This is a genomic window from Caulobacter sp. FW305-C-30-S16, from assembly GCF_058783025.1.
The window spans coordinates 674,152-693,172 of record NZ_JBYSYH010000002.1; the positions used below are offsets into that span (position 1 = coordinate 674,152).

Here is a 19,021-nt window from a genome sequence, read left to right on the forward strand (position 1 = left end):
AAACCCCTCGGGGCAGTAACCCAAGCGCGACGGCATTCCCTTGAGCGACGACTGGTCCCTTCCGCCGTACAGTTTCGATCCGCCGCCCGAGAAGCGGCCGGAGCCTGAACCCGAGCCTGAACCCGCCAAACCGGCGAAGAAGGTCCGGCCGCCGAAGGCCGCGAAGCCGCCCAAGCCGCCCAAACCCCCGAAGCCGCCGAAGGGCGAGCGCCAGCCGATCTTCGACGGCGGCGGCTTCGTCGCCTGGCTGGCGTCGCCGGGCCTGCGCTGGGTGTGGATCACCCTGCTGACGCTGTTCCTGACCGGCCTGCTCGCCGCCGGGGGCGTGAGCCTCTACATCTGGCAGAAGTACCTGACCGACGTGCCGGAGATGCCGGCGCGGGAGGCGCTGTTCGCCATCAACCGGGCGCCGGGGATCCGGTTCCAGGACACGCGCGGCGTCCAGATCGCCGTGCGCGGGCCGCGCTATGGCGAGCGGGTGACGCTCGACCAGCTGCCCAAGTATGTGCCGCAGGCGTTCCTGGCGGCCGAGGACCGGCGGTTCTACAAGCACGGCGCGCTGGACCTGCAGGGCATCGGCCGGGCGGCCTGGGTCAACTGGCGAGCCGGACGGATCGTCCAGGGCGGCTCGACCATCACCCAGCAGATCGCCAAGGGGCTGTTCCTGACCCCCGACCAGACCGCCAAGCGCAAGCTGCAGGAGGCGGTCATGGCCCGCCGGCTGTACCGGATGCTGAGCCGCGACGAGATCCTGGAGCTCTACCTCAACAGGATCTTCTTCGGGGCCAACACCTACGGCATCGACGGCGCGTCGCGGGCCTATTTCGGCAAGCCCGCCGCGGAGATGAGCATCTCGGAGGCGGCGCTGCTGGCCAGCCTGCCCAAGGCGCCGTCGCGGCTGGCCTTGACCAAGAACATGGCCGGGGCGCTGCAGCGCCAGCGGCTGATCCTGGCCAACATGCGCCGCGAGAAGTGGATCACCGAGGACCAGTACCAGGCCGCGCTGGCCGATACGCCCAAGCTGGCGCCCGGCGCCGTGCAGGACGAGGGCGACCTCGGCTATGTGCTCGACTACGCCACCGTCGAGGCCGTGAAGATCGCCGGCCAGAACTCGCCCGACCTCGTCGTGAAGCTGACCATCGACAGCCGGCTGCAGGCGGCCGGGTCGAAGATCGTGCGCGAGGTGATGAGCACCGACGGCGCGAAGTCCGGCGCGACCCAGGCGGCGCTGCTGGCGCTGGGCAACGACGGCGCGATCCGGGCCATGGTCGGGGGCACCGACTTCGACGAGACCCCGTTCAACCGGGCCGTCCAGGCGCGGCGCCAGCCGGGATCGACCTTCAAGCCATTCGTCTATGCGGCGGCGCTCGAAAAGGGCGTTCTGCCGACCGACCAGCGCGTCGACGGGCCGGTCAAGTTCGGCGACTGGGCCCCGGAGAACTACGGTGGCGGCTTTGTCGGGCCTGTGACCATCGAGGTCGCGCTCGCCAAGTCCATCAACACCGTCGCGGTGAAGCTGGGTCAGGAGGTCGGCGGTCCGGCGATGGGCGAGCTGGCCCGCCGGTTCGGCCTGAGCAGCATTCCGACCAACCCGGACCTGTCGGTATCGCTGGGGTCGTACGAGGTGACGCTGGTCCAGCTGGTGGCGGCCTTCCAGGTGTTCCAGCAGGGTGGCCAGCGGCGCACGCCCTACATCATCGAGAGCATCACCACCGTCAGCGGCGAGCCCGTCTATCAGCGCGGGCCGGGCGGGGCAGGGGTCCCGGTGTACGACATCGCCAAGGCCTCGATGATGGTCAACATGATGAAGGGCGTGCTGGAGCGCGGAACCGGAACGCGCGCCGCGTTCGGACGGCCTGCCGCCGGCAAGACCGGCACCAGCCAGAACTGGCGCGACGCCTGGTTCATCGGCTTCACGCCGGACATGACCGCCGGCGTCTGGATCGGCAACGACGACGACCGGCCGATGAACAAGGTCGCCGGCGGGACGCTGCCCGCGGGGATCTGGCGGCGGTTCATGATCATCGCCCACGAGGGCCTGCCCGCGCGGGACTTCGACTGGCTGCTGCCGGACCCGGTTCCGCTGGAAGAGGCTGATCCGCGCAATCCGTTCTACAGCGATCTGGCCGGTGATTTCGCCCGCGCCGCGGACTCGCTGGAGCCGCCGCCGGAGCCCGAGGCGCCGGCGGTTCCGCTCGAGCCGGGCAAACCCGCAACGCCGCAACTGCCGGCGGGAGAGCCGATTCCCTACTAGGGGTGAGGGGGGGGCGGCGACTCCCCTCCACCACGCTCCGCGTGCTCCCCCTCCCCACGGGGTGGGGAGGATTGAGGGAAATACGGGGAGAGGGCGTCATTTCTCGCGGAGTATCGCCAACAGACTCGCGTGTTTTCAAACGCTTGCAGGTTTCTCGCGCTGTCTGTCCGGCCGGGCCCGGTGGTCCCGTATCTTTGGGGCATGACAGGAAAACCAGATGGCGCGGCGGGGCTGCTTGCGGGACTGGCCGAGCGGCTGGCCGCGGGGTTGCTTGAAGAGGTCGAGTACCTCGCCTCCCTGCCCCAACCCGACACCGACATCGCCCTGGAACGCCGGGTGCGGCTGCGTGGCGTGATCGCCCGCGCCGCTCTGTCGATCCACAAGCTGCAGGCCCAGGAGGACGTTCCCGGCGCGCCGCAGGATCAGGATGAGGCCGACATGGATGACCAACCCGACGACCCCGAGACCGTCGAACGCAAGTATGTGGAGCTCCAGAAATTCCTCGATCGACTCGCTGATCGGGCTGGAGCCCGAGCGGGTGCGGGCGACAGTTCCGCCGGCGGAGCTGAACACCGTTCTGGCCACGTGGCGCAACCGGGCGAACGACGCGCAGTTGCCGCCGGACAATCCCTGGCGAACGTGGCTGCTCCTTGGCGGCCGGGGGTCGGGGAAGACCTGGGTCGGGGCCGGCTGGCTGGTTGAACAGGCTCTTCGGGGCGGTCGCTTCGCGCTGCTGGGGCCCAGCCTGCACGATGTGCAGGAGGTCATGATCGAGGGCCCCTCCGGCCTGAGGGCGCAAAGCCCGAAGTCGCTGAAGTTCCGGTATGAAAAGTCCCGGCGCCGCGTCGTGTGGAACACCGGCGCGGAGGCGCATGTCTTCTCCGCCGAGGATCCGGACAGCCTGCGCGGACCGCAGTTTCACGGGGCCTGGGCCGACGAGTTCTGCGCCTGGCGTCGCCCGGGCGAGGTGCTGGCCATGCTGCGGTTCGGACTGCGGCTGGGCGAGGATCCCCGGCTGGTGGTGACCACCACGCCCCGGCCGATCCGCGCCTTGCGGCAGCTGCGGGGCGAGGTCTCGACCGTGGATACCGTGCTGCCGACCGCGACCAACGCGCACAACCTGGCGCCGGCCTTCCTCGACAGTCTCAACGCCATCTATGGCGGAACGCGGCTGGCGGCGCAGGAGCTCGACGGTCTGATCGTCGACGGCGAGGGCGCCCTGTGGCGGGCCGAGGACCTGGCGCGATGCCGGGGCGCGCGGCCGCCGAGGTTCGACAAGGTGGTTGTGGCGGTCGATCCGCCGGCCAGCGCCACGGGCGACGCCTGCGGCATCGTCGTCGCCGGACGGCTGGGCGACCGGGCTTTCGTGCTGGCTGACCGGACCGTCAGCGGGCAGAGCCCGCTCGGCTGGGCGCGGAAGGCCGTGACCGCGGCCGAAGACTTCGACGCCGACGCGATCGTCGCCGAGGCCAACCAGGGCGGCGAGATGGTGCGCGGTCTGTTGGCCCAGGCCCAGGCGCCCTGTGCCGTGAAGCTGGTCCACGCCCGCTACAGCAAGCGGGTGCGAGCCGAGCCGGTGGCGGCGCTCTATGAACGCGGCCTGGTGATCCACTGCGGCGCCTTCCCGGCGCTGGAGGAGGAACTGATGGCGCTGGGCTGTGACGACGGCGGGCCGAGCCCGGACCGCGCCGACGCGCTGGTCTGGGCGATGACGGAGCTGTTGCTCGGACGGGTGGTGAAGCGGCCGCGGGTGCGGGTGCTTTAGGGGGAGTGCGTGCGTTTCAGTGCGTGTGCCAATCCTCAAGGCGGATCCCGCCCTGATGTCTTGACGGCCAGTATTGCTCCGGCGCGGTCCTGCTCAAGGACCGCTTCGCGGCCGCGTTGCGGCGGGCCCGCAGGGCCCGTCCTTGACCAGGGCCGACGTCCGGAGCGGAAAATTCCATCAAGGTCTTCAGGGCCCTTTGTCACCGGGGCGTGCGGGCTTGCGACCCTTTTCGCCACCACCGGCGCATCCCTCTCCACCACCCTCCGGGTGGTCCCCCTCTCCCTCCGGGAGAGGAGAAAGGTCTCAAATGCCCCTCTTCCCCCGCCTTTCGCGGCGTCGCGCAGCCGCGCCTGAAACCAAGCAGTCCCGGGCGGCGACGCTCGTCGCCGTCACTACGGCCGGGCGGCCGGTGTGGACGCCGCGGGACTATGAGAGCCTGGCGCGGGAGGGGTTTGCGAAGAACCCGGTGGCCTATCGCTGTGTTCGGATGATCGCCGAGGCGGCGGCGTCCGTGCCGCTGGCGGTGTTCGCCGGCGGCCGGCGGGCGGAGGATCATCCGCTGCGACGGCTGCTGGACCAGCCCAATCCCGAACAGGGCGGGCCGGATCTGATGGAGGCGTTCTTCGGCACGCTGCAGGTCAGCGGCAACGGCTATCTGGAGGCGGCCGGGGAGGGGCCTGCCGAGCTCTACGCCCTGCGGCCGGACCGGATGAAGGTGGTGCCCGGGCGGCAGGGCTGGCCGCAGGCCTGGGAGTACGGCGTGGCCGGACGGTCCGTACGGATCGGGCGCGACGCCGACGGCTGGCTGCCGGTGCTGCATCTGAAGCTGTTCAATCCTGCGGACGACTACTACGGCGCCAGTCCGCTGGAGGCGGCAGCCTTCGCCATCGATGTGCACAACGCCTCGGGGGCCTGGAACAAGGCGCTGCTGGACAATTCGGCGCGGCCGAGCGGGGCGCTGGTCTACGCCAACCCCGAGGCCGGCGACCGGCTGAGCGAGACGCAGTTCGAGACGCTGAAGGCCGAGCTGGAGGCGCGGACCGGTCCGGCGGCGGCCGGGCGGCCGCTGCTGCTGGAAGGCGGGCTGGACTGGCGGCCGATGTCGCTGTCGCCGCACGACATGGACTTCATCGCCGGCAAGCATGCCGCCGCGCGGGAGATCGCGCTGGCGTTCGGCGTGCCGCCGCAGCTGCTGGGGATCCCCGGCGACAACACCTACGCCAACTTCCGTGAGGCCAATGGCGCGTTCTGGCGGCACACCGTCGTGCCGCTGGCCGAGCGGGCGGCGCGCGCGCTGACCGGCTGGCTGGGGGCGAAACACCCCGGCGTGCGGATCGCCTGCGACCTGGATGCGGTCCCGGCGCTGTCGGCGGAGCGGGACGCGCTGTGGGCGCGGCTGGAGGCGGCGAGCTTCCTGACGGCCGAGGAGCGGCGGCGGGCGGCGGGACTCACACAGTAGTCCTCTCCCGTGAGGGAGAGGTGGACCAGCCGGAGGCTGGTGGAGAGGGAGTGGCCGGTGATTGCCGGGCGACCCCAAACCCTGCCGCCCGATGACAATGAGCCCTGAAGGCCTTGATGGAATTTTCCGCTCCGGACGACGGACCTGGTCAAGGACGGGCCCGGCGGGCCCGCCGCTGCGCGGCCGCCGAAGGCGGTCCTTGAGCAGGGCCGCGCCGGAGCAAAACTGGCCGTCAAGACATCAGGGCGCGGTCCGCCTTCAACGATGCGGGCGGTGCGCGCCCATGCCGCCCAACTCGGCGCTTCCCTGTCCACCAGCCTCCGGCTGGTCCCCCTCTCCCTCGCGGGAGAGGAAGGAGTGACTATGACCCTCTCCCGCTTCCGATTTGACCGGCAGGTGACGCTTGCCGTGGTGATCACCGTGGCCATCCAGGCGGCCGGCGGGTTGATGTGGGCCGGCGGGGCGTCGGCGCGGATCGATGAGCTGCAGCGGCGGGTCGAGGGGCAGGGCGAGACCGCCGAGCGGCTGGCCCGGCTGGAGGAGCAGGTGGCCGCCACGCGGGTGACGCTCGAGCGGCTCGAGCGGCGGCTGGAGACCGGTGAGTTGTGACCCCCGAGCGGAGATTCAAATGACCCAGATCGAAGGTTACGCCTCGCTGTTCTGGACGCGCGATCTCAATGACGACGTCACCGCGGCGGGTGCGTTCGGCGCCTCGCTGGCGCGGACGGGCGCGAAGGGCGTGCGGATGCTGTGCCAGCATGACGGGGACCATCCCGTCGGGGTCTGGGACGAGATCGTCGAGGATGCGCGCGGGCTGTTTGTCCGCGGGCGGATTATCGAGGCGACGCCGCAGGGGCGTATGTGCGCGGCCCTGGTGAGGGCCGGGGCCATGGACGGGCTGTCGATAGGTTTCCGCGCGGCGAAGGCGCGGCCGGACGGGAGCGGACGGCTGCGGGTGCTGACCGAGGTCGAGCTGTGGGAGGTGTCGGTGGTGACCTTCCCGATGCTGCCCGGGGCGCGGATCGAGAGCGTTTCCCTTCTCCCCTCGCGGGAGAAGGTGGCCGCGTAGCGGCCGGATGAGGGGGTTCACGGCCCTCGCACTCAGTCATTTCGGGGGAGCCAGGGCGCGACCCCTCATCCGTCGGGCTCCGCCCGACACCTTCTCCCGCACGGGGAGAAGGAAACTTTCGGAGACACCATGAAAGAGACCAAACACGCGGCCGCCGAGCCGGCGGCTCGCGCCGCCATGCATGAAGTCATGGCCGCCTTCGAGGCGTTCAAGGCGGCCAATGACGAGCGGCTGGGGGCGCTGGAGAGCAAGCGGTCCGATGCGCTGCTGGAAGAGAAGGTGGCGCGGATCGACGCGTCGCTGCAGGCGGCGCAGGGGCGGATGGACCGGGCCCTGGCCGAGGGGCGGCGTCCGGCGCTGGCCGGCGGCGAGGGGCGGGTGATCGTGCCCGACGAGCGCAAGGCGGCCTGGGACGGCTATCTGAAGACCGGCTCGTCCTCGCTGCTGATGCTCGAGGCCAAGGGGCTTTCGGAGGGCGTGCCGACGGCCGGCGGCTATGTCGCGCCGCCGGAGACCGAGCGGCTGATCGAGCGGCGTCTGCAGATGTCCTCGCCGATGCGCGACATCGCCACGGTGCGGACCATCGGCGCCGGCGTGTTCCGCAAGCCCGTCAGCACCGCCGGCATCGAGAGCGGCTGGGTCGCCGAGACCGACGCGCGACCGGAAACCGATCCGCCGGTGCTGGCGCTGCTGGAGTTCCCGGCGGCCGACCTCTACGCCAGCCCGGCGGCGACCCAGGCGCTGCTCGACGACGCTTTCGTCAATCTCGACGAGTGGCTGGCAGCCGAGTGCGAGGACGCGTTCGCCGGTCAGGAGACCGAGGCCTTCGTCAACGGCAACGGGACCAACAAGCCCAGGGGCTTCCTCAGCTATACGAACGTGGCTGACGCCAGCCATGCCTGGGGCGAGATCGGCTATGTGGCGTCCGGCGCGGCCGGGGACTTCGACGCCGTCGACCCGGTCGACCGGATCATCGACCTGATCTATGCGCCCAGGGCCCAGTATCGGGCCAACGGGCGGTTCGTGCTGAACCGGCGCACCGCGGCCAAGATCCGCAAGTTCAAGGACGCGGACGGCAACTACATCTGGTCGCCGGCCACGGCGCCGGGCGCGCCCGCGACGCTGCTGGGCTATCCGGTGACCGAGATCGAGACCATGCCGGACGTGGCGGCCAACAGCTTCGCCCTGGCGTTCGGCGACTTCGCCAAGGGCTATCTGATCGTCGACCGGGCCGGGGTGCGGGTGTTGCGCGACCCCTATTCGGCCAAGCCCTATGTGCTGTTCTACACCACCAAGCGGGTCGGCGGCGGGGTGCAGAACTTCGACGCGATCAAGCTGATGAAGTTCGCGGCCTCGTAGGCGGAATTCCTCCCCTCGCAGAGGGGAGGGGGACCGCCGGGACGGCGGTGGAGGGGGCGGCGCGAACGCAAGCGGCCCCCTCCTGAATTCCGGTCGTTCCGGCGAGTCCGGCGCTGCCCCTCCACCATGCTCCGCATGGTCCCCCTCCCCGCTACGCGGAGAGGATCCCTTTTCATGGAAGTCGTTATGCCCCCCATCACCCTCGCCGAGGCGAAGGCGTTTCTGCGCGTCAGCGATGATGCGGAGGACGCGCTGGTCCAGCTGCTGATCGACGCCGCCATCGCGCGGGTCGAGGCGGAGACCGGACAGGCGCTGACCGACGTTTCGCCCGCGCCGCTGCGGCTGTGCATCCTGATGCTGGTCGCGCACGGGTTCGAGCATCGCGAGGCGGCGGAAGCACCGCTGGCGCTGGTCGAGCCGTGGCTGGCCCCGTTCCGGCCGGTGCGGCTGTGATCGCCGCGCTGCGGACGCTGGCGGTGCTCGAGGCGCCGTCCGAGGCCGAGACCGTGTTCGGCGGGCGCACGAAGAGCTGGACGCAGGTGGCGGCCCTGTGGGTCGACCTGCAGCCAGCGGGGCACCGCGAACGATCGGACGAGACGACGCGGCCGGCGCTGATCGAGACCGCGCGGGCCGTCGCCCGGACCCATGCCGTCGCCGCGCGCGGCCAGCGGCTGAAGGCCGGCGGCGAGGCCTGGCGCGTGGTCGCCGTGACTCCGTCGCGGCCCGCTCCCGGCCGCATGACCCTGAGCCTTGAAAGGATGTGGCCGTGAGCCCGGATCTGGCGTTGCAGAAGGCGCTGCTCGAACACCTGCGCAGCGACACCGAGCTGACCGCCTTGCTCGGTGACCCGGCGCGGTTCCATGACGAACCGCCGGCGCAGCGGACCTATCCGCTGGTCGTGTTCGGCCGCGCGCAGACCCGGCCGTGGGGCGGTCTGGAGGGGGAGGGGCTGGAGCACGCCCTGACGCTGACCTGCCTGTCGCGGTTCGACGGGAGCGAAGAGGCCAGGGCCGTAGTCGCGGCCTTGCGGGCGCGACTGCACAACGCGACGCCGGCCCTGGACGGCTGGCGTCTGGTCAATCTGCGGGTGACCTATGGCGACGTGTTCCGCGCCGCCGACGGCAAGACCGTGCAGGGCCTGATCCGGGTGCGCGCGGTGACCGAGGCCGCCTAACCGACGAAGGCGATGCTGCGGTAGAGCAGGAACAGCGAGCGGTCGCCGTCCATCGGACGGTAGGCGCCGACCGCGCCGGTGATCTTCGCCGCCATGGCCGTCATGCCCCAGCCGAGGTTGGTCGGGTCGCCGGTCAGGCGTGGGGTCGTCAGGTCCGCGACGCCGTTGGCTTCGCCCCAGGCCCTGGTCTTCAGCGCGTCCTCGGTGCACCCGGTCGGCCACTGGCTGGCGTGCGCCCAGGCCCAGAGGAAGCCGTGGTCGGTCGCCCCGACCAGCTGGATCTCGGCGACCACGCGCGGACGGCCCTTGTGCGAGAACGTCAGGGTGCGGGCCGCCAGATCATAGTCGAACCGCTCCCAGGCCATGATGCCGAACTTCGCGTTCACCACCTCGTTGAGGTCGGTCAGGGCGTGCACCGCCTCACGCAGCGCCTTGGGATAGTCGAGGCGCGCCAGGCTCGCCAGTTCGTCCGCCATTCTGTTCAACCTTCACACCTGACGGAGCGCCGCTATGGCCGCCCAACGCGGAAAAGACATTCTGCTCAAAATCAGCGACGGGGGCGACCCCCCGGTTTACGTGACCGTCGCCGGCTTGCGCGCCCGGACGATTTCGCTGAACGCGCGAAGCGTCGACGCCACCGACGGCGACAGCGCGGGCCGCTGGCGCGAGCTGCTGGCCGGGGCGGGCGTGAAGCAGGCGTCGGTCTCCGGGGCCGGAGTGTTCCGCGACGCCGCCTCCGACGCCATCGTGCGCGAGGTGTTCTTCGACCAGGCCGCGCGGCCGTGGCGACTGGTCATTCCCGATTTCGGCGTTCTGGAGGGGCCGTTCCTCGTAGCCGCGCTGGAATACGCCGGCGACCATGACGGCGAGGCGACCTGGGCGATGACCCTGGCCTCGGCCGGCGAACTGATGTTCGAGGCGCTGTGATGGGCGCCAACGGCGCGCGCGGCGAGGCGATCGTCATGCTGGGCGGGCGGCCGCGACGGCTGTGCCTGACGCTGGGCGCCCTGGCCGAGCTGGAGACCGCCTTCGCCGCCGACGGTTGGGAGGCGCTGGCCGGGCGACTGAAGAGTCTGTCGGCCGGTGACCTGACCACGGTGCTGGCGGCGCTGTTGCGCGGCGGCGGGGAGACGCCGGGCGACCTGTCGGGCGTTGCGCTGGACGACGCCGCGCGGGCGATCGCGGCGGCCTTCACCGCGGCCGGATCGTGACCACGCCCTGGCCGGCGATGCTGCGTCTGGCGGCTGCAGATCTGCGGATCCCGCCCGAGGCCTTCTGGCGGCTGTCGCTGAAAGAATGGCGGGCGCTGACCGACGGCGGGGCCAGTGACGCGCTCGATCGCGCGGCGCTTGAGGCGCTGCTGGGGCTCTATCCGGATTGAAGGGGCAGAGGATGACCCAGTTTGACGATCCCGGCGGCCTGGACGCCATTCCCGGCGAAGCCGCGGAGGCGCTGGCCGCGCTGGAGGGGCTGAAGGACCCCGCGCGACGGGCCGCCGACAGTATCGACGAGGCGTTCGCGCGCGCGGGGGCCAGCCTGAGCCGGTCGCTGGCCCACGCGGCCGCCGACGGCAAGATCAGCCTGGCGGAACTGGCGCAGGCAGTGCTGACGGCGGTCAACGCCGCCGCCGGGCAGGGCGGCGGTGGTCTGGGCGATGTGGTGTCGGCCGTGCTCAAGGGCGGGTTCTCCGGAGCCCGGGCCGGCGGCGGACCGGTGCTGCCGGGCGGCGCCTATCTGGTCGGCGAACGGGGACCGGAAGTTTTTCGTCCCGCCGGCGCGGGCTCGGTCGAACCGGCCGGGACCGGCGGGCTGACCGTCAATGTCACCGTTCAGGGCGGCGGCGTCGAAGGCCTGCCGCGATCAGACGCGCAGATCGCCCAGGCGCTGGCCCGGGCCGTGGGACTGGGCGCGCGGAGGCTGTAGTCGCCGTCCGTTGACTTGCCGGGCGACCGCTCTAGCCTGCGGGCGGGATTTCGGGGGATTTTCATGACAGACGCTCAAACAGGTCCGCGGCCCACCAACGGTATGGCCATTGCTTCGCTGGTGCTGGGCATCGTCTCGGTATTGTTCGTCTGGATTCCCATCGTCGGGATCCTCGGAACGCTGATGGCGCTGATCGGCCTGGTGCTGGGCATCCTGGCCTTGCGGCAGCCGAGCGGACGAGGCCTGGCCATAGGCGGCCTGGTCTGCGCCGGCGTGTCGATGTTGATCACCGCGATTTATATCTTCGGATTCATGGCTCTGATCGCCGCCAGGGCGAGCGCCGGCTAGACCGGACCTCCCCCGCCCAGCCGAGCCCTGAGGTCCAGGATCAGGCGACCGCCGGTGGCGTGGGCGCTGGGCCGTAGCGGTTCTCGCCGGGATTCCCGGTCGACAGGCCGACCCAGAGCAGGAAGCCCAGACCGATCAGGAAGGCGGTCAGGAAGGCCAGGATCATCCCGCCGATGCCGGCGAACACCGCCGCCATGATCGCGTCTTCGTTGGCGTCCGCGAGGCCGGCCATGATCGCCGGTCCGGCCACCATGGCGATCGCGCCGATGCACAGGGTGGTGCAGAGCACGATCGGGATGACCTGCAGAAAGCCGCTGCGGCCGATGTCGTGCAGCCGCTTCGAGGTGACGCAGATATTGCAGTAGATCGTCGCAAGGCTGAGCAGGAACCCGATCAAGGGAATCCAGCCCAGCACGACGTTGACACCGATCAGCACCAGCCAGCCGATCCAGAATGCCGAGCGGCCGATACGGCCGTCCGGAGAAAAGAACAGCGCCTTCCAGTCCATGTGAGTCGCTCCCGGGTCCTGGGCGGACGGTAGACCGGCGTTCTGCGAGCGAACAGGCCCTCCCTCATTAGGAATTCGTCATGTCCTTTCACGAGGTTCGCCTGCCTGCGCGGCTGGCGTTCGGCTCGACCGGCGGCGTCGAGCGCCGGACCGAGGTCGTCACCCTGGCGTCGGGGGTCGAGCGGCGCTCGACGCCTTGGGCGCACGGTCGGCGGCGGTATCTGGTCGGAGCCGGGGTGCGGTCGCTCGATGACGCCGCGGCGCTGGTCGCGTTCTTCGAGGCGCGGCGCGGGCGGCTGTACGGGTTCCGGTTCCGGGACTTCGCCGACTTCAAGTCCTGCGCGCCGTCCGGGACCATTTCGCCGATCGATCAGGCGCTGGGCGTCGGCGACGGCGAGACCACGGTGTTCGCCCTGGCCAAGGCTTATGGCGATCTCGCCCGGCCGGTGACCAAGCCGGTCGACGGGACGGTGCGGGTGGCCGTCGACGGTGTGGAGGTCACGGCGGTCTCCGTCGATGCCACGACGGGCCTCGTCACGTTCGAGGATCCGCCGGGGGGGGGCGCCGTGCTCACGGCCGGGTTCGAGTTCGATACGCCCGTTCGGTTCGACGCCGACCGGATCGACGTGACGCTGGAGAGTTTCGAGGCGGGGCGGGTGGTCGCGGTCCCCCTGATCGAGTTGCGGGTCTGAACACCTATCCCCTGTCATCCCGGACGCCGCAGGCGATCCGGGACCCAGACTTGTTTCCCGGCCCCGGCGCATGAAGCCGAATCTGGGTCCCGGATCGCCGCTTCGGGCCGTCCGGGATGACAGGTGAGGGAGGCCGGCGCTGACGTTCGCGAAAGGCCGCCCGATGAAAGTCATACCCTCGGCCCTGGCCGCCCGGATCGAGTCCGGGGCGGCGACGCTGGCGCATGTCTGGCTGCTGACGCGGCGGGACGGCGCGCGACTGGGCTTCACCGATCATGACCGGGACCTGGATCACGACGGGGCGACCTGTCGCGCCGCCTCAGGCTGGACCGCCGGCGCGGCGGACGCCGGGCTGGGTTTTGTGGCCGGCGCCGCGTCGGCACGCGGCGCGATCGACAGCGAAACCCTGGCCGAAGCAGATATCGCCGGCGGGCGCTATGACGGCTGCGCCGTCGAATGCCGGCGCGTGGACTGGTCGGAGCCGGCGCTGTTCGTCAGCCTTTGGACGGGGGTCATCAGCCGCCTGAAACGGGAGGGCGGCGCCTTTGTCGCCGAGATCGAGGGGCCGCTGGCCGCGCTGGATCGCGTCGCCGGCCGGTCGTTCGGGCGGCTCTGCGACGCCAACCTGGGCGACGCGCGTTGCGGCGTCCCGGAGGCGCATCCGGCGTTCGGCGAGGGCTGCGACAAGCGTTCAGCAATCTGTTCAGTTCGTTTCGACAACTTACGGAATTTTCGCGGCTTTCCGGACATTCCTGGCGAAGATTTCCTGACCGTCTATCCGGCCAGGGGCGAGCGGCATGACGGGACGAGCCGTCGTGGATAGCGGGACGCCATGCGACCGCCTCGCCGTCGTCGCGGCCGCCCGGTCGTGGGTCGGAACGCCCTACCGCCACCAGGCGTCCCTCCAGGGAGCGGGGTGCGACTGCCTGGGCCTCGTGCGCGGGGTCTGGCGGGCGCTGTACGGCGAGGAGCCCGAGGCGCCGCCCGCCTATCGCGCCGACTGGGCCGAGACCGGCGGACGCGAGACCCTGCTCGAGGCGGCCCGGCGACATCTGGTCGAGATCGCCGTCAACGACGCCCGGCCCGGCGATGTGCTGCTGTTCCGGATGACGCCGGAAGCCTGTGTGAAGCACTGCGCCATCCTGTCAGAGGCGCGGCCCGGCGATCCCGAACGGCGGATGATCCACGCCTACTGGGGGCGCGCCGTGGTCGAGAGCTGGATGGGGCCCTGGTGGCGGCGCCGGCTGGCGCATGCGTTTTCCTTTCCCGGTGTGAGCGACTGACATGGCGCAGGTGATCCTTGGCGGGCTCGGACGGGCTCTCGGCGGCGCGCTGGGCGCCAGTCTGGGCGCGGCCGTCGGCGGGGCGCTTGACCGCGCCGCGACCGCCGGCCTGCAGCCCGCGCGGCAGGTCGGGCCGAGGCTGCGCGAACTGCAGTTGATGAGCGCCGCCGAGGGCGCGCCGATGGCCGCCGTGTTCGGACGGGCGCGGGTCGCCGGGCAGGTGATCTGGGCCGCGCGGTTCAGGGAAAGGCGCATCGAGCGCCAGGCCGGCGGCGGCAAGGGCGGCCCGAAGACCGTCGAGTACCGCTACAGCCTGTCGTTCGCCGTGGCGCTTTGCGAGGGGCCGATCGACGGCGTCGGCCGCATCTGGGCCGACGGCAAGCCGATGGATCTGACCGGCGTGACGATGCGACTGCATCGCGGCGCCGAAGACCAGACGCCCGATCCGCTGATGGAGGCCGTCGAGGGGACCGCACCGGCCTACCGCGGGTGTGCGTACCTGGTGTTCGAGGATCTGCCGCTGGAGCCCTATGGCAACCGTCCGCCGCAGCTGTCCGTCGAGGTGTTCCGGCGGCCGCCCGCGAGCGGCGGCCTCGAAGAGCGGCTGACCAGCGTCTGCCTGATCCCCGGCGCGGGGGAGTTCGTCTATGCGACCGATGTCGTGCATCGCCGGGACGGGCTGACGCGGCTGACCGCCGAGAGCGTCCACAACGGCGACGGGCGCGCGGACCTGCTGGTCTCGCTGGACCAGCTGCAGGCGCAGCTGCCGAACCTGGAGGCCGTGACGCTCGTCGTGGCCTGGTTCGGGACCAGTCTGGACGCCGGGGCATGCCAGTTCCGGCCCGGCGTCGAGCAGGCGGAGAAGGCCACCCTGCCCTGGAGCTGGAAGGCCGGCGGCGTCGGCCGGGCCGGGGCGCACCTGATCTCGCACCATGGCGGCGGGCCGGCCTATGGCGGGACGCCCGCGGACCGCGCCGTGCTGCAGGCCATCGCCGAGCTGAAGGCGCGCGGGCTGAAGGTGACCCTGTATCCGTTCGTGCTGATGGACTGCGAAGGCTATCCATGGCGTGGCAGGATCAGCGGAGAAGCAACGGATATCGCGGGACTATTCGGCAGCGCCTCGCCTGGGGATTTCGGCGTCGACGGCCAGACGGCGAGCTATTCCGGACCGGCGGACTGGGGGCTGCGGCGGATGATCCTGCACCAGGCGAAGCTGGCGCAGATGGCCGGCGGCGTCGACGGGTTCCTGATCGGGTCGGAGCTGCGCGGGATCACCGCCATCCGGGACGGCGACAGCTTTCCCGCCGTGGCGGCCCTGCGCGATCTGGCGGCGGACTGCCGGTCCTTGCTCGGGGGCGAGACCGCCATCGGCTATGCGGCCGACTGGTCGGAGTATTTCGGCCACCAGCCCGCCGACGGGTCCGGCGATGTGTTCTTTCACCTCGATCCGTTGTGGGCCGACCCCGACATCGATTTCGTCGGCATCGACTTCTATCCGCCGCTGGCCGACTGGCGGGACGGCGAGGCGCAGGACCGGTGGGACATTGCTTCCGGCGAGGGGTTCGACTGGTTCTATGCCTCGCCGGAGGATCGCGCGGCGAAGGTGAGGACGTCGATCACCGACGGCGCCCATGGCGAGCCGTGGGTGTTCCGGCCCAAGGACCTCGTCGGTTGGTGGTCCAACGCGCATCATGACCGGCCCGGGGGAGTCCGTTCCGAAACGCCGACCGCCTGGGTTCCGCGATCCAGGCCGATCCGCCTGATCGAGTTCGGCTGCCCGGCCGTCGACAAGGGCGCCAATGCGCCGAACCTGTTCATCGATCCCAAGAGCAGCGAGAGCGCCTTGCCGCCGTTCTCGTGCGGCGCGCGCGACGACGAAGGGCAACGGCGGACGCTCGAGGCCGTGCTGGAGCACTTCGCCGACAGCGACAACAATCCCGTTTCGCCGGTCTACGGCGGGGCGATGGTCGAGGGGCTGAGCGCCTGGTGCTGGGACGCCCGACCGTTTCCCGACTTCCCCGCGCGGACGAGCGTCTGGGCCGACGGACCGAACTGGGCGCGGGGCCACTGGCTGAACGGCCGGGCCGGCGCCGCGCCGGTCGGCGACCTGGTCTCCGCCCTGGCCCGGCGGGCCGGGGTGACGCTCGATGCGAGCGACGTGCGCGGCGTCGTCAGCGGCTATGTCGTGGAGGCGCCGATGCGGCTGCGGGACGCGCTGGAGCCGCTGGCGCTGGCGTTCGGGTTCGATGCCGCAGAACGGGACGGGGGCGTTGCGCTGATCCGTCGCGACGGGCCGGTGGCGGCGATCCTGGACGAGAATGACCTGGCGCTGCCCGATGAGCGCGCGGCCCGCGTCGACACGCGGACGCTGGAGACGCCCCCGGACGAACTGCGGCTTCGGTTCATCGACGAGACCTCCGACTACCGCATCGGCGGTCTGACCGTGCGGCGCGACCCGGCGGCAGGCGGGGGTATCCGGCAGATCGACCTGCCGATCGTCACGACCGTCGGCATGGCCGAACAGGTCGGGCGCCGCGTGCTGGCGCAGGACCAGGCGGCGCGGGACAGCCGCACCGCGCATCTGTCGCCTCTGGCGGCCCTGACCCTGGAGCCCGGCGACCGCCTGGCGTTCGCCGGCGACGAGACCGTCTGGCGGCTGACAGGGCTGGACCGGGACGAACGGCCCCGCGCGACGCTGCAGGTGGCAGAGCCGGCTCAGGCGGCCGACAGCGGGCTTCCCGACTGGACGTCGCCGCCGCCGATCGAGCCTGCGGGACCGCCGGTGCTGTATCTGCTGGATCTGCCGCCGCTGCCGGGGTCCGAGACCGATGCGCGGCCGCTCGCGGCGGCGGGGCTGGAGCCGTGGCGGGACCTGGATGTGCATGCCGGGCCGGATGCGGAGGCGCTGACAGTTCGCGCGCGACTGACGCAGCCGGCCGGGGTCGGCGAGACGCTGAGTGATCTGCCCGGAGGACCGCTGCACCGGCTTGACCCCGGTGGACGGCTGACGATCCGGCTTGAAGGGGCGACGCTGGAGACCCGGACGCTCGGCGCCGTGCTGGCCGGCGGCAATGCGTTGGCGGTGCGCAACGGCGCCGGAGACTGGGAGGTGCTCCAGTTCCTGACCGCCGAACTGACCGGCGAGGATGTCTGGACCCTGGGCGGGCTGCTGCGCGGGCAGGGCGGCAGCGATCCGGCGATGGCGGCGCTGACGCCGGCCGGGGCGCCGGTCGTGCTGCTGGGCGAGGGGCTGGCGCGGGCCGAGGTCTCGCTCGGCGAACGGGGGCTGCCGCTGGTCTGGCGCGCAGCCGCGGCGGGCGGGCCGGCGGGCGGAAACGCGATGGCCGAGACAGGCTTCACCTGGCGCGGACTGGCCGAGCGGCCCTGGAGCCCGGCGCATCTGAGGCTGCAAGCCGGCGAGGGCGGCGACCTGATCCTGAACTGGGTCCGCCGGGCGCGGCTGGGCGGCGACAGCTGGGACGGCGAGCCGCCGCTGTCGGAGGAACGGGAGGTCTATCGCGTCGAGATCCTGGACGGCGAGGGCATCGTGCGGACCGCCGACGTCGCCGCCCCCGCGTTCACCTGGACCAGCGCACAGCAGGCCGACGATTTTCCGGGCGGCGTTCCCGATCCGGTGGTGTTCCGGGTCGCTCAGGGATCGGCTGTTTTCGGCTGGGGCGCGACAACGCAGCGGAGCCTGTGGCGCTGAGGGGCGAGACACTCTATCTGGAGGCTCGACGACTTCCACCGGCGAGGGGCCCTTGGCGCGCGATCCTTACCTTGAACTCGGCGTACCGCGCGGTGCGAGCCAGGATGACGTCCGCAAGGCGTTCCGCAAGCTGGCCAAGCAGTTCCATCCTGACGCCAACCAGAACGACCCGACCGCCGAAGAGAAGTTCAAGCGCGTCTCGTCGGCGTTCGACATTCTGGGCGATCCCGAAAAGCGCAAGAAGTTCGACCGCGGCGAGATCGACGCCGACGGACGCGAGCAGCATCCAGGCTACGGCGGCGGCAGTCCGTTCGGCCCGGGGGGCGCCTCCGGCGGCCGGTATCGGCCGGGCCCGGGCAGTCCCGGGTTCGAAGGGGTCGATATCAACGACATCTTCGGCGACATGTTCGGCGAGCGTGGCCGGGGTGGACCCGGCGCAGGCCGCGCCGGCTTCGGCTTCGGCGGCGGCGGTCGTGGCTCTGATCTGCGCGCGCACCTCGACATCGACATCGAGGAAGCCATCCGCGGCGGCAAGAAGCGCATCGCCTTCTCCGACGGCCGAACGCTTGAGGTGGCGATCCCAAAGGGCGCCCAGGACGGCCAGACCCTGCGGCTCAAGGGCCAGGGCGCGGGCGGCCGCGCCGGTCCGGGCGACGCCCTGATCGAGATCGGCATCAAGCCGCATCCGCTCTATCGCCGCGAAGGCGACATGCTGCACATGGACCTGCCCGTGTCGGTGCCCGACGCGGTGCTGGGCGGCAAGGTCGACGCGCCGACCCCGGACGGGCCGGTGACCCTGACCGTGCCGAGAGGCTCGAACAGCGGCGCCCAGCTGCGACTCAAGGGGCGCGGCTTCATCAACGCCAAGGGCCAGCGGGGCGACCTGATGGCGCGGCTGGTCGTGACCCTTCCCGATATCGTCGATCCGGCGCTCGAAAAGCTGGCCGAGACCTGGCGCAAGGAGCGGCCCTACTCGCCAAAGAGGCGTTAGGCGTGACACAGGGCCCTCGGGATTGGATAACGTGTCCATTCAGCCGGCGTTCAGCCCGGTTACCGTAGAAGCCAGGTCATGAAACGCCTGTCCGTCCTTTTCGCAGCCCTTCTGCTGTCCACCGCCCTCCCGGCGGCGGCGCAGGCCCAGGCCTGTCCGAAGGGCCCGCTGGGCCAGGCCTGCCGCGACGCGCGCGTCGGCGGCGGGCAGGGCGGGCAGCGGCCCCAGCCCGGCGGCAACTCGCTCGGTGACAGCTGGGCCCCGCGCGAGGACGACGCCCGCGAGGGCGTCCGTGGCGGTCGGCTTGTTCCGCTGGAAAGCGTCATCCGCAACATCGCCCGCTCGACCCCCGGACGGCTGCTCGACGCCGGTCTTGAGGACCATGGCGGCCGCCCCGTCTATCGTGTGCGCTGGCAAGCGGCGAACGGTCAGCGTATCGACTTCATCGTCGATGCGCGGTCCGGCGCGATCATCGGCAGAAACTGAG

23 protein-coding genes are annotated in these 19,021 nt (G+C 71.2%); 20 read left to right on the forward strand and 3 right to left on the reverse strand.

Annotated elements, in window-relative coordinates; all coding sequences use genetic code 11:
• The first annotated feature begins 40 nt into the window (after positions 1-40).
• Positions 41-2,254, forward strand: coding sequence for a multimodular transpeptidase-transglycosylase PbpC (pbpC, locus tag AC3WJT_RS10295; RefSeq protein WP_492343022.1), 2,214 nt, complete (start codon positions 41-43; stop codon positions 2,252-2,254).
• Positions 2,255-2,389: 135 nt separating this feature from the next.
• Here the strand turns inward: pbpC and AC3WJT_RS10300 are convergent, their stop codons facing one another.
• Positions 2,390-2,704 carry a hypothetical protein gene (locus AC3WJT_RS10300; protein ID WP_492343023.1) on the reverse strand — a complete coding sequence of 105 codons (315 nt, stop codon included), beginning with the start codon at positions 2,702-2,704 and terminating at the stop codon, positions 2,390-2,392.
• 31 nt (positions 2,705-2,735) lie between these two features.
• Here AC3WJT_RS10300 and AC3WJT_RS10305 point away from each other — a divergent pair, with 31 nt between their 5' ends.
• The 8 genes from AC3WJT_RS10305 (at position 2,736) to AC3WJT_RS10340 (ending at position 9,080) form a co-directional block, all read left to right on the forward strand.
• Positions 2,736-4,019 carry a DNA-packaging protein gene (locus AC3WJT_RS10305; RefSeq protein ID WP_492343024.1) on the forward strand — a complete coding sequence of 428 codons (1,284 nt, stop codon included), beginning with the start codon at positions 2,736-2,738 and terminating at the stop codon, positions 4,017-4,019.
• A 307-nt stretch (positions 4,020-4,326) separates the two neighbouring features.
• Positions 4,327-5,478: a phage portal protein gene (locus tag AC3WJT_RS10310; RefSeq protein ID WP_492343025.1), complete on the forward strand. Its 1,152-nt coding sequence runs from the start codon at positions 4,327-4,329 to the stop codon at positions 5,476-5,478.
• 363 nt (positions 5,479-5,841) lie between these two features.
• The gene (locus AC3WJT_RS10315) at positions 5,842-6,087 is read left to right on the forward strand and encodes a hypothetical protein (RefSeq protein WP_492343026.1); all 246 of its coding nucleotides are present in this window, start codon (positions 5,842-5,844) and stop codon (positions 6,085-6,087) included.
• 19 nt (positions 6,088-6,106) lie between these two features.
• Entirely contained in the window at positions 6,107-6,547 is a 441-nt protein-coding gene (locus AC3WJT_RS10320; RefSeq protein WP_492343027.1) for an HK97 family phage prohead protease, read from the forward strand.
• Between the two features lie 129 nt (positions 6,548-6,676).
• Positions 6,677-7,906 carry a phage major capsid protein gene (locus AC3WJT_RS10325; protein WP_492343028.1) on the forward strand — a complete coding sequence of 410 codons (1,230 nt, stop codon included), beginning with the start codon at positions 6,677-6,679 and terminating at the stop codon, positions 7,904-7,906.
• Positions 7,907-8,092: 186 nt separating this feature from the next.
• Positions 8,093-8,359 carry a head-tail connector protein gene (locus tag AC3WJT_RS10330; RefSeq protein WP_492343029.1) on the forward strand — a complete coding sequence of 89 codons (267 nt, stop codon included), beginning with the start codon at positions 8,093-8,095 and terminating at the stop codon, positions 8,357-8,359.
• Positions 8,326-8,676: a phage head completion protein gene (locus tag AC3WJT_RS10335; RefSeq protein WP_492343030.1), complete on the forward strand. Its 351-nt coding sequence runs from the start codon at positions 8,326-8,328 to the stop codon at positions 8,674-8,676. The genes AC3WJT_RS10330 and AC3WJT_RS10335 overlap by 34 nt, the downstream gene beginning before the upstream one ends.
• Positions 8,673-9,080, forward strand: a complete 408-nt coding sequence (locus AC3WJT_RS10340) for a DUF3168 domain-containing protein (protein ID WP_492343031.1) — start codon at positions 8,673-8,675, stop codon at positions 9,078-9,080. The genes AC3WJT_RS10335 and AC3WJT_RS10340 overlap by 4 nt, the downstream gene beginning before the upstream one ends.
• Here AC3WJT_RS10340 and AC3WJT_RS10345 read toward each other — a convergent pair.
• On the reverse strand, positions 9,077-9,556 hold the full coding sequence (locus AC3WJT_RS10345) for a DUF6882 domain-containing protein (RefSeq protein WP_492343032.1): 480 nt from the start codon (positions 9,554-9,556) through the stop codon (positions 9,077-9,079). The genes AC3WJT_RS10340 and AC3WJT_RS10345 overlap by 4 nt on opposite strands.
• A gap of 34 nt (positions 9,557-9,590) precedes the next feature.
• Between AC3WJT_RS10345 and AC3WJT_RS10350 the strand changes: the two genes are divergently transcribed.
• The 5 genes from AC3WJT_RS10350 to AC3WJT_RS10370 all read left to right on the forward strand — a co-directional run bounded on the left by AC3WJT_RS10350 (position 9,591) and on the right by AC3WJT_RS10370 (position 11,351).
• Complete coding sequence (locus AC3WJT_RS10350; RefSeq protein WP_492343033.1) at positions 9,591-10,007, forward strand: phage major tail protein, TP901-1 family; 417 nt, start codon at positions 9,591-9,593, stop codon at positions 10,005-10,007.
• Positions 10,007-10,291 carry a GTA-gp10 family protein gene (locus AC3WJT_RS10355; RefSeq protein ID WP_492343034.1) on the forward strand — a complete coding sequence of 95 codons (285 nt, stop codon included), beginning with the start codon at positions 10,007-10,009 and terminating at the stop codon, positions 10,289-10,291. Before AC3WJT_RS10350 ends, AC3WJT_RS10355 begins: the two co-directional genes overlap by 1 nt.
• Complete coding sequence (locus AC3WJT_RS10360; RefSeq protein ID WP_492343035.1) at positions 10,288-10,461, forward strand: phage tail assembly chaperone; 174 nt, start codon at positions 10,288-10,290, stop codon at positions 10,459-10,461. Before AC3WJT_RS10355 ends, AC3WJT_RS10360 begins: the two co-directional genes overlap by 4 nt.
• A gap of 11 nt (positions 10,462-10,472) precedes the next feature.
• Entirely contained in the window at positions 10,473-11,003 is a 531-nt protein-coding gene (locus AC3WJT_RS10365; protein ID WP_492343036.1) for a phage tail tape measure protein, read from the forward strand.
• Between the two features lie 63 nt (positions 11,004-11,066).
• Complete coding sequence (locus tag AC3WJT_RS10370; protein WP_492343037.1) at positions 11,067-11,351, forward strand: hypothetical protein; 285 nt, start codon at positions 11,067-11,069, stop codon at positions 11,349-11,351.
• 40 nt (positions 11,352-11,391) lie between these two features.
• On the opposite strand, the gene AC3WJT_RS10375 is transcribed toward AC3WJT_RS10370, so the two are convergent.
• Positions 11,392-11,859 carry a DUF805 domain-containing protein gene (locus tag AC3WJT_RS10375; RefSeq protein WP_492343038.1) on the reverse strand — a complete coding sequence of 156 codons (468 nt, stop codon included), beginning with the start codon at positions 11,857-11,859 and terminating at the stop codon, positions 11,392-11,394.
• Between the two features lie 80 nt (positions 11,860-11,939).
• Between AC3WJT_RS10375 and AC3WJT_RS10380 the strand changes: the two genes are divergently transcribed.
• The 6 genes from AC3WJT_RS10380 (at position 11,940) to AC3WJT_RS10405 (ending at position 19,020) form a co-directional block, all read left to right on the forward strand.
• Positions 11,940-12,551 carry a phage distal tail protein, Rcc01695 family gene (locus AC3WJT_RS10380; protein ID WP_492343039.1) on the forward strand — a complete coding sequence of 204 codons (612 nt, stop codon included), beginning with the start codon at positions 11,940-11,942 and terminating at the stop codon, positions 12,549-12,551.
• Between the two features lie 163 nt (positions 12,552-12,714).
• A complete protein-coding gene (locus AC3WJT_RS10385) occupies positions 12,715-13,374 on the forward strand; it encodes a phage/gene transfer agent baseplate hub protein (RefSeq protein ID WP_492343040.1) in 660 nt (219 codons plus the stop codon).
• A complete protein-coding gene (locus AC3WJT_RS10390) occupies positions 13,349-13,834 on the forward strand; it encodes an NlpC/P60 family protein (protein ID WP_492343041.1) in 486 nt (161 codons plus the stop codon). The genes AC3WJT_RS10385 and AC3WJT_RS10390 overlap by 26 nt, the downstream gene beginning before the upstream one ends.
• A gap of 1 nt (position 13,835) precedes the next feature.
• Positions 13,836-17,543 (forward strand): baseplate multidomain protein megatron, encoded by a 3,708-nt coding sequence (locus tag AC3WJT_RS10395; RefSeq protein WP_492343042.1) that lies wholly within the window; start codon positions 13,836-13,838, stop codon positions 17,541-17,543.
• A gap of 52 nt (positions 17,544-17,595) precedes the next feature.
• Complete coding sequence (locus tag AC3WJT_RS10400; RefSeq protein ID WP_492343043.1) at positions 17,596-18,534, forward strand: DnaJ C-terminal domain-containing protein; 939 nt, start codon at positions 17,596-17,598, stop codon at positions 18,532-18,534.
• 78 nt (positions 18,535-18,612) lie between these two features.
• Positions 18,613-19,020, forward strand: a complete 408-nt coding sequence (locus AC3WJT_RS10405; protein WP_492343044.1) for a PepSY domain-containing protein — start codon at positions 18,613-18,615, stop codon at positions 19,018-19,020.
• The last annotated feature ends 1 nt before the right edge of the window (position 19,021 follow it).

What these genes read in the sequence shown, in the direction of transcription:
- AC3WJT_RS10305 (WP_492343024.1), top strand. Translation starts at nt 2,736, where the DNA reads ATGTGGAGCTCCAGAAATTCCTCGATCGACTCGCTGATCGGGCTGGAG.
- AC3WJT_RS10310 (WP_492343025.1), top strand. Translation starts at nt 4,327, where the DNA reads ATGCCCCTCTTCCCCCGCCTTTCGCGGCGTCGCGCAGCCGCGCCTGAA.
- AC3WJT_RS10315 (WP_492343026.1), top strand. Translation starts at nt 5,842, where the DNA reads ATGACCCTCTCCCGCTTCCGATTTGACCGGCAGGTGACGCTTGCCGTG.
- AC3WJT_RS10320 (WP_492343027.1), top strand. Translation starts at nt 6,107, where the DNA reads ATGACCCAGATCGAAGGTTACGCCTCGCTGTTCTGGACGCGCGATCTC.
- AC3WJT_RS10325 (WP_492343028.1), top strand. Translation starts at nt 6,677, where the DNA reads ATGAAAGAGACCAAACACGCGGCCGCCGAGCCGGCGGCTCGCGCCGCC.
- AC3WJT_RS10330 (WP_492343029.1), top strand. Translation starts at nt 8,093, where the DNA reads ATGCCCCCCATCACCCTCGCCGAGGCGAAGGCGTTTCTGCGCGTCAGC.
- AC3WJT_RS10345 (WP_492343032.1), bottom strand. Translation starts at nt 9,556, where the DNA reads ATGGCGGACGAACTGGCGAGCCTGGCGCGCCTCGACTATCCCAAGGCG.
- AC3WJT_RS10350 (WP_492343033.1), top strand. Translation starts at nt 9,591, where the DNA reads ATGGCCGCCCAACGCGGAAAAGACATTCTGCTCAAAATCAGCGACGGG.
- AC3WJT_RS10355 (WP_492343034.1), top strand. Translation starts at nt 10,007, where the DNA reads ATGGGCGCCAACGGCGCGCGCGGCGAGGCGATCGTCATGCTGGGCGGG.
- AC3WJT_RS10365 (WP_492343036.1), top strand. Translation starts at nt 10,473, where the DNA reads ATGACCCAGTTTGACGATCCCGGCGGCCTGGACGCCATTCCCGGCGAA.
- AC3WJT_RS10370 (WP_492343037.1), top strand. Translation starts at nt 11,067, where the DNA reads ATGACAGACGCTCAAACAGGTCCGCGGCCCACCAACGGTATGGCCATT.
- AC3WJT_RS10375 (WP_492343038.1), bottom strand. Translation starts at nt 11,859, where the DNA reads ATGGACTGGAAGGCGCTGTTCTTTTCTCCGGACGGCCGTATCGGCCGC.
- AC3WJT_RS10380 (WP_492343039.1), top strand. Translation starts at nt 11,940, where the DNA reads ATGTCCTTTCACGAGGTTCGCCTGCCTGCGCGGCTGGCGTTCGGCTCG.
- AC3WJT_RS10385 (WP_492343040.1), top strand. Translation starts at nt 12,715, where the DNA reads ATGAAAGTCATACCCTCGGCCCTGGCCGCCCGGATCGAGTCCGGGGCG.
- AC3WJT_RS10390 (WP_492343041.1), top strand. Translation starts at nt 13,349, where the DNA reads ATGACGGGACGAGCCGTCGTGGATAGCGGGACGCCATGCGACCGCCTC.
- AC3WJT_RS10395 (WP_492343042.1), top strand. Translation starts at nt 13,836, where the DNA reads ATGGCGCAGGTGATCCTTGGCGGGCTCGGACGGGCTCTCGGCGGCGCG.
- AC3WJT_RS10405 (WP_492343044.1), top strand. Translation starts at nt 18,613, where the DNA reads ATGAAACGCCTGTCCGTCCTTTTCGCAGCCCTTCTGCTGTCCACCGCC.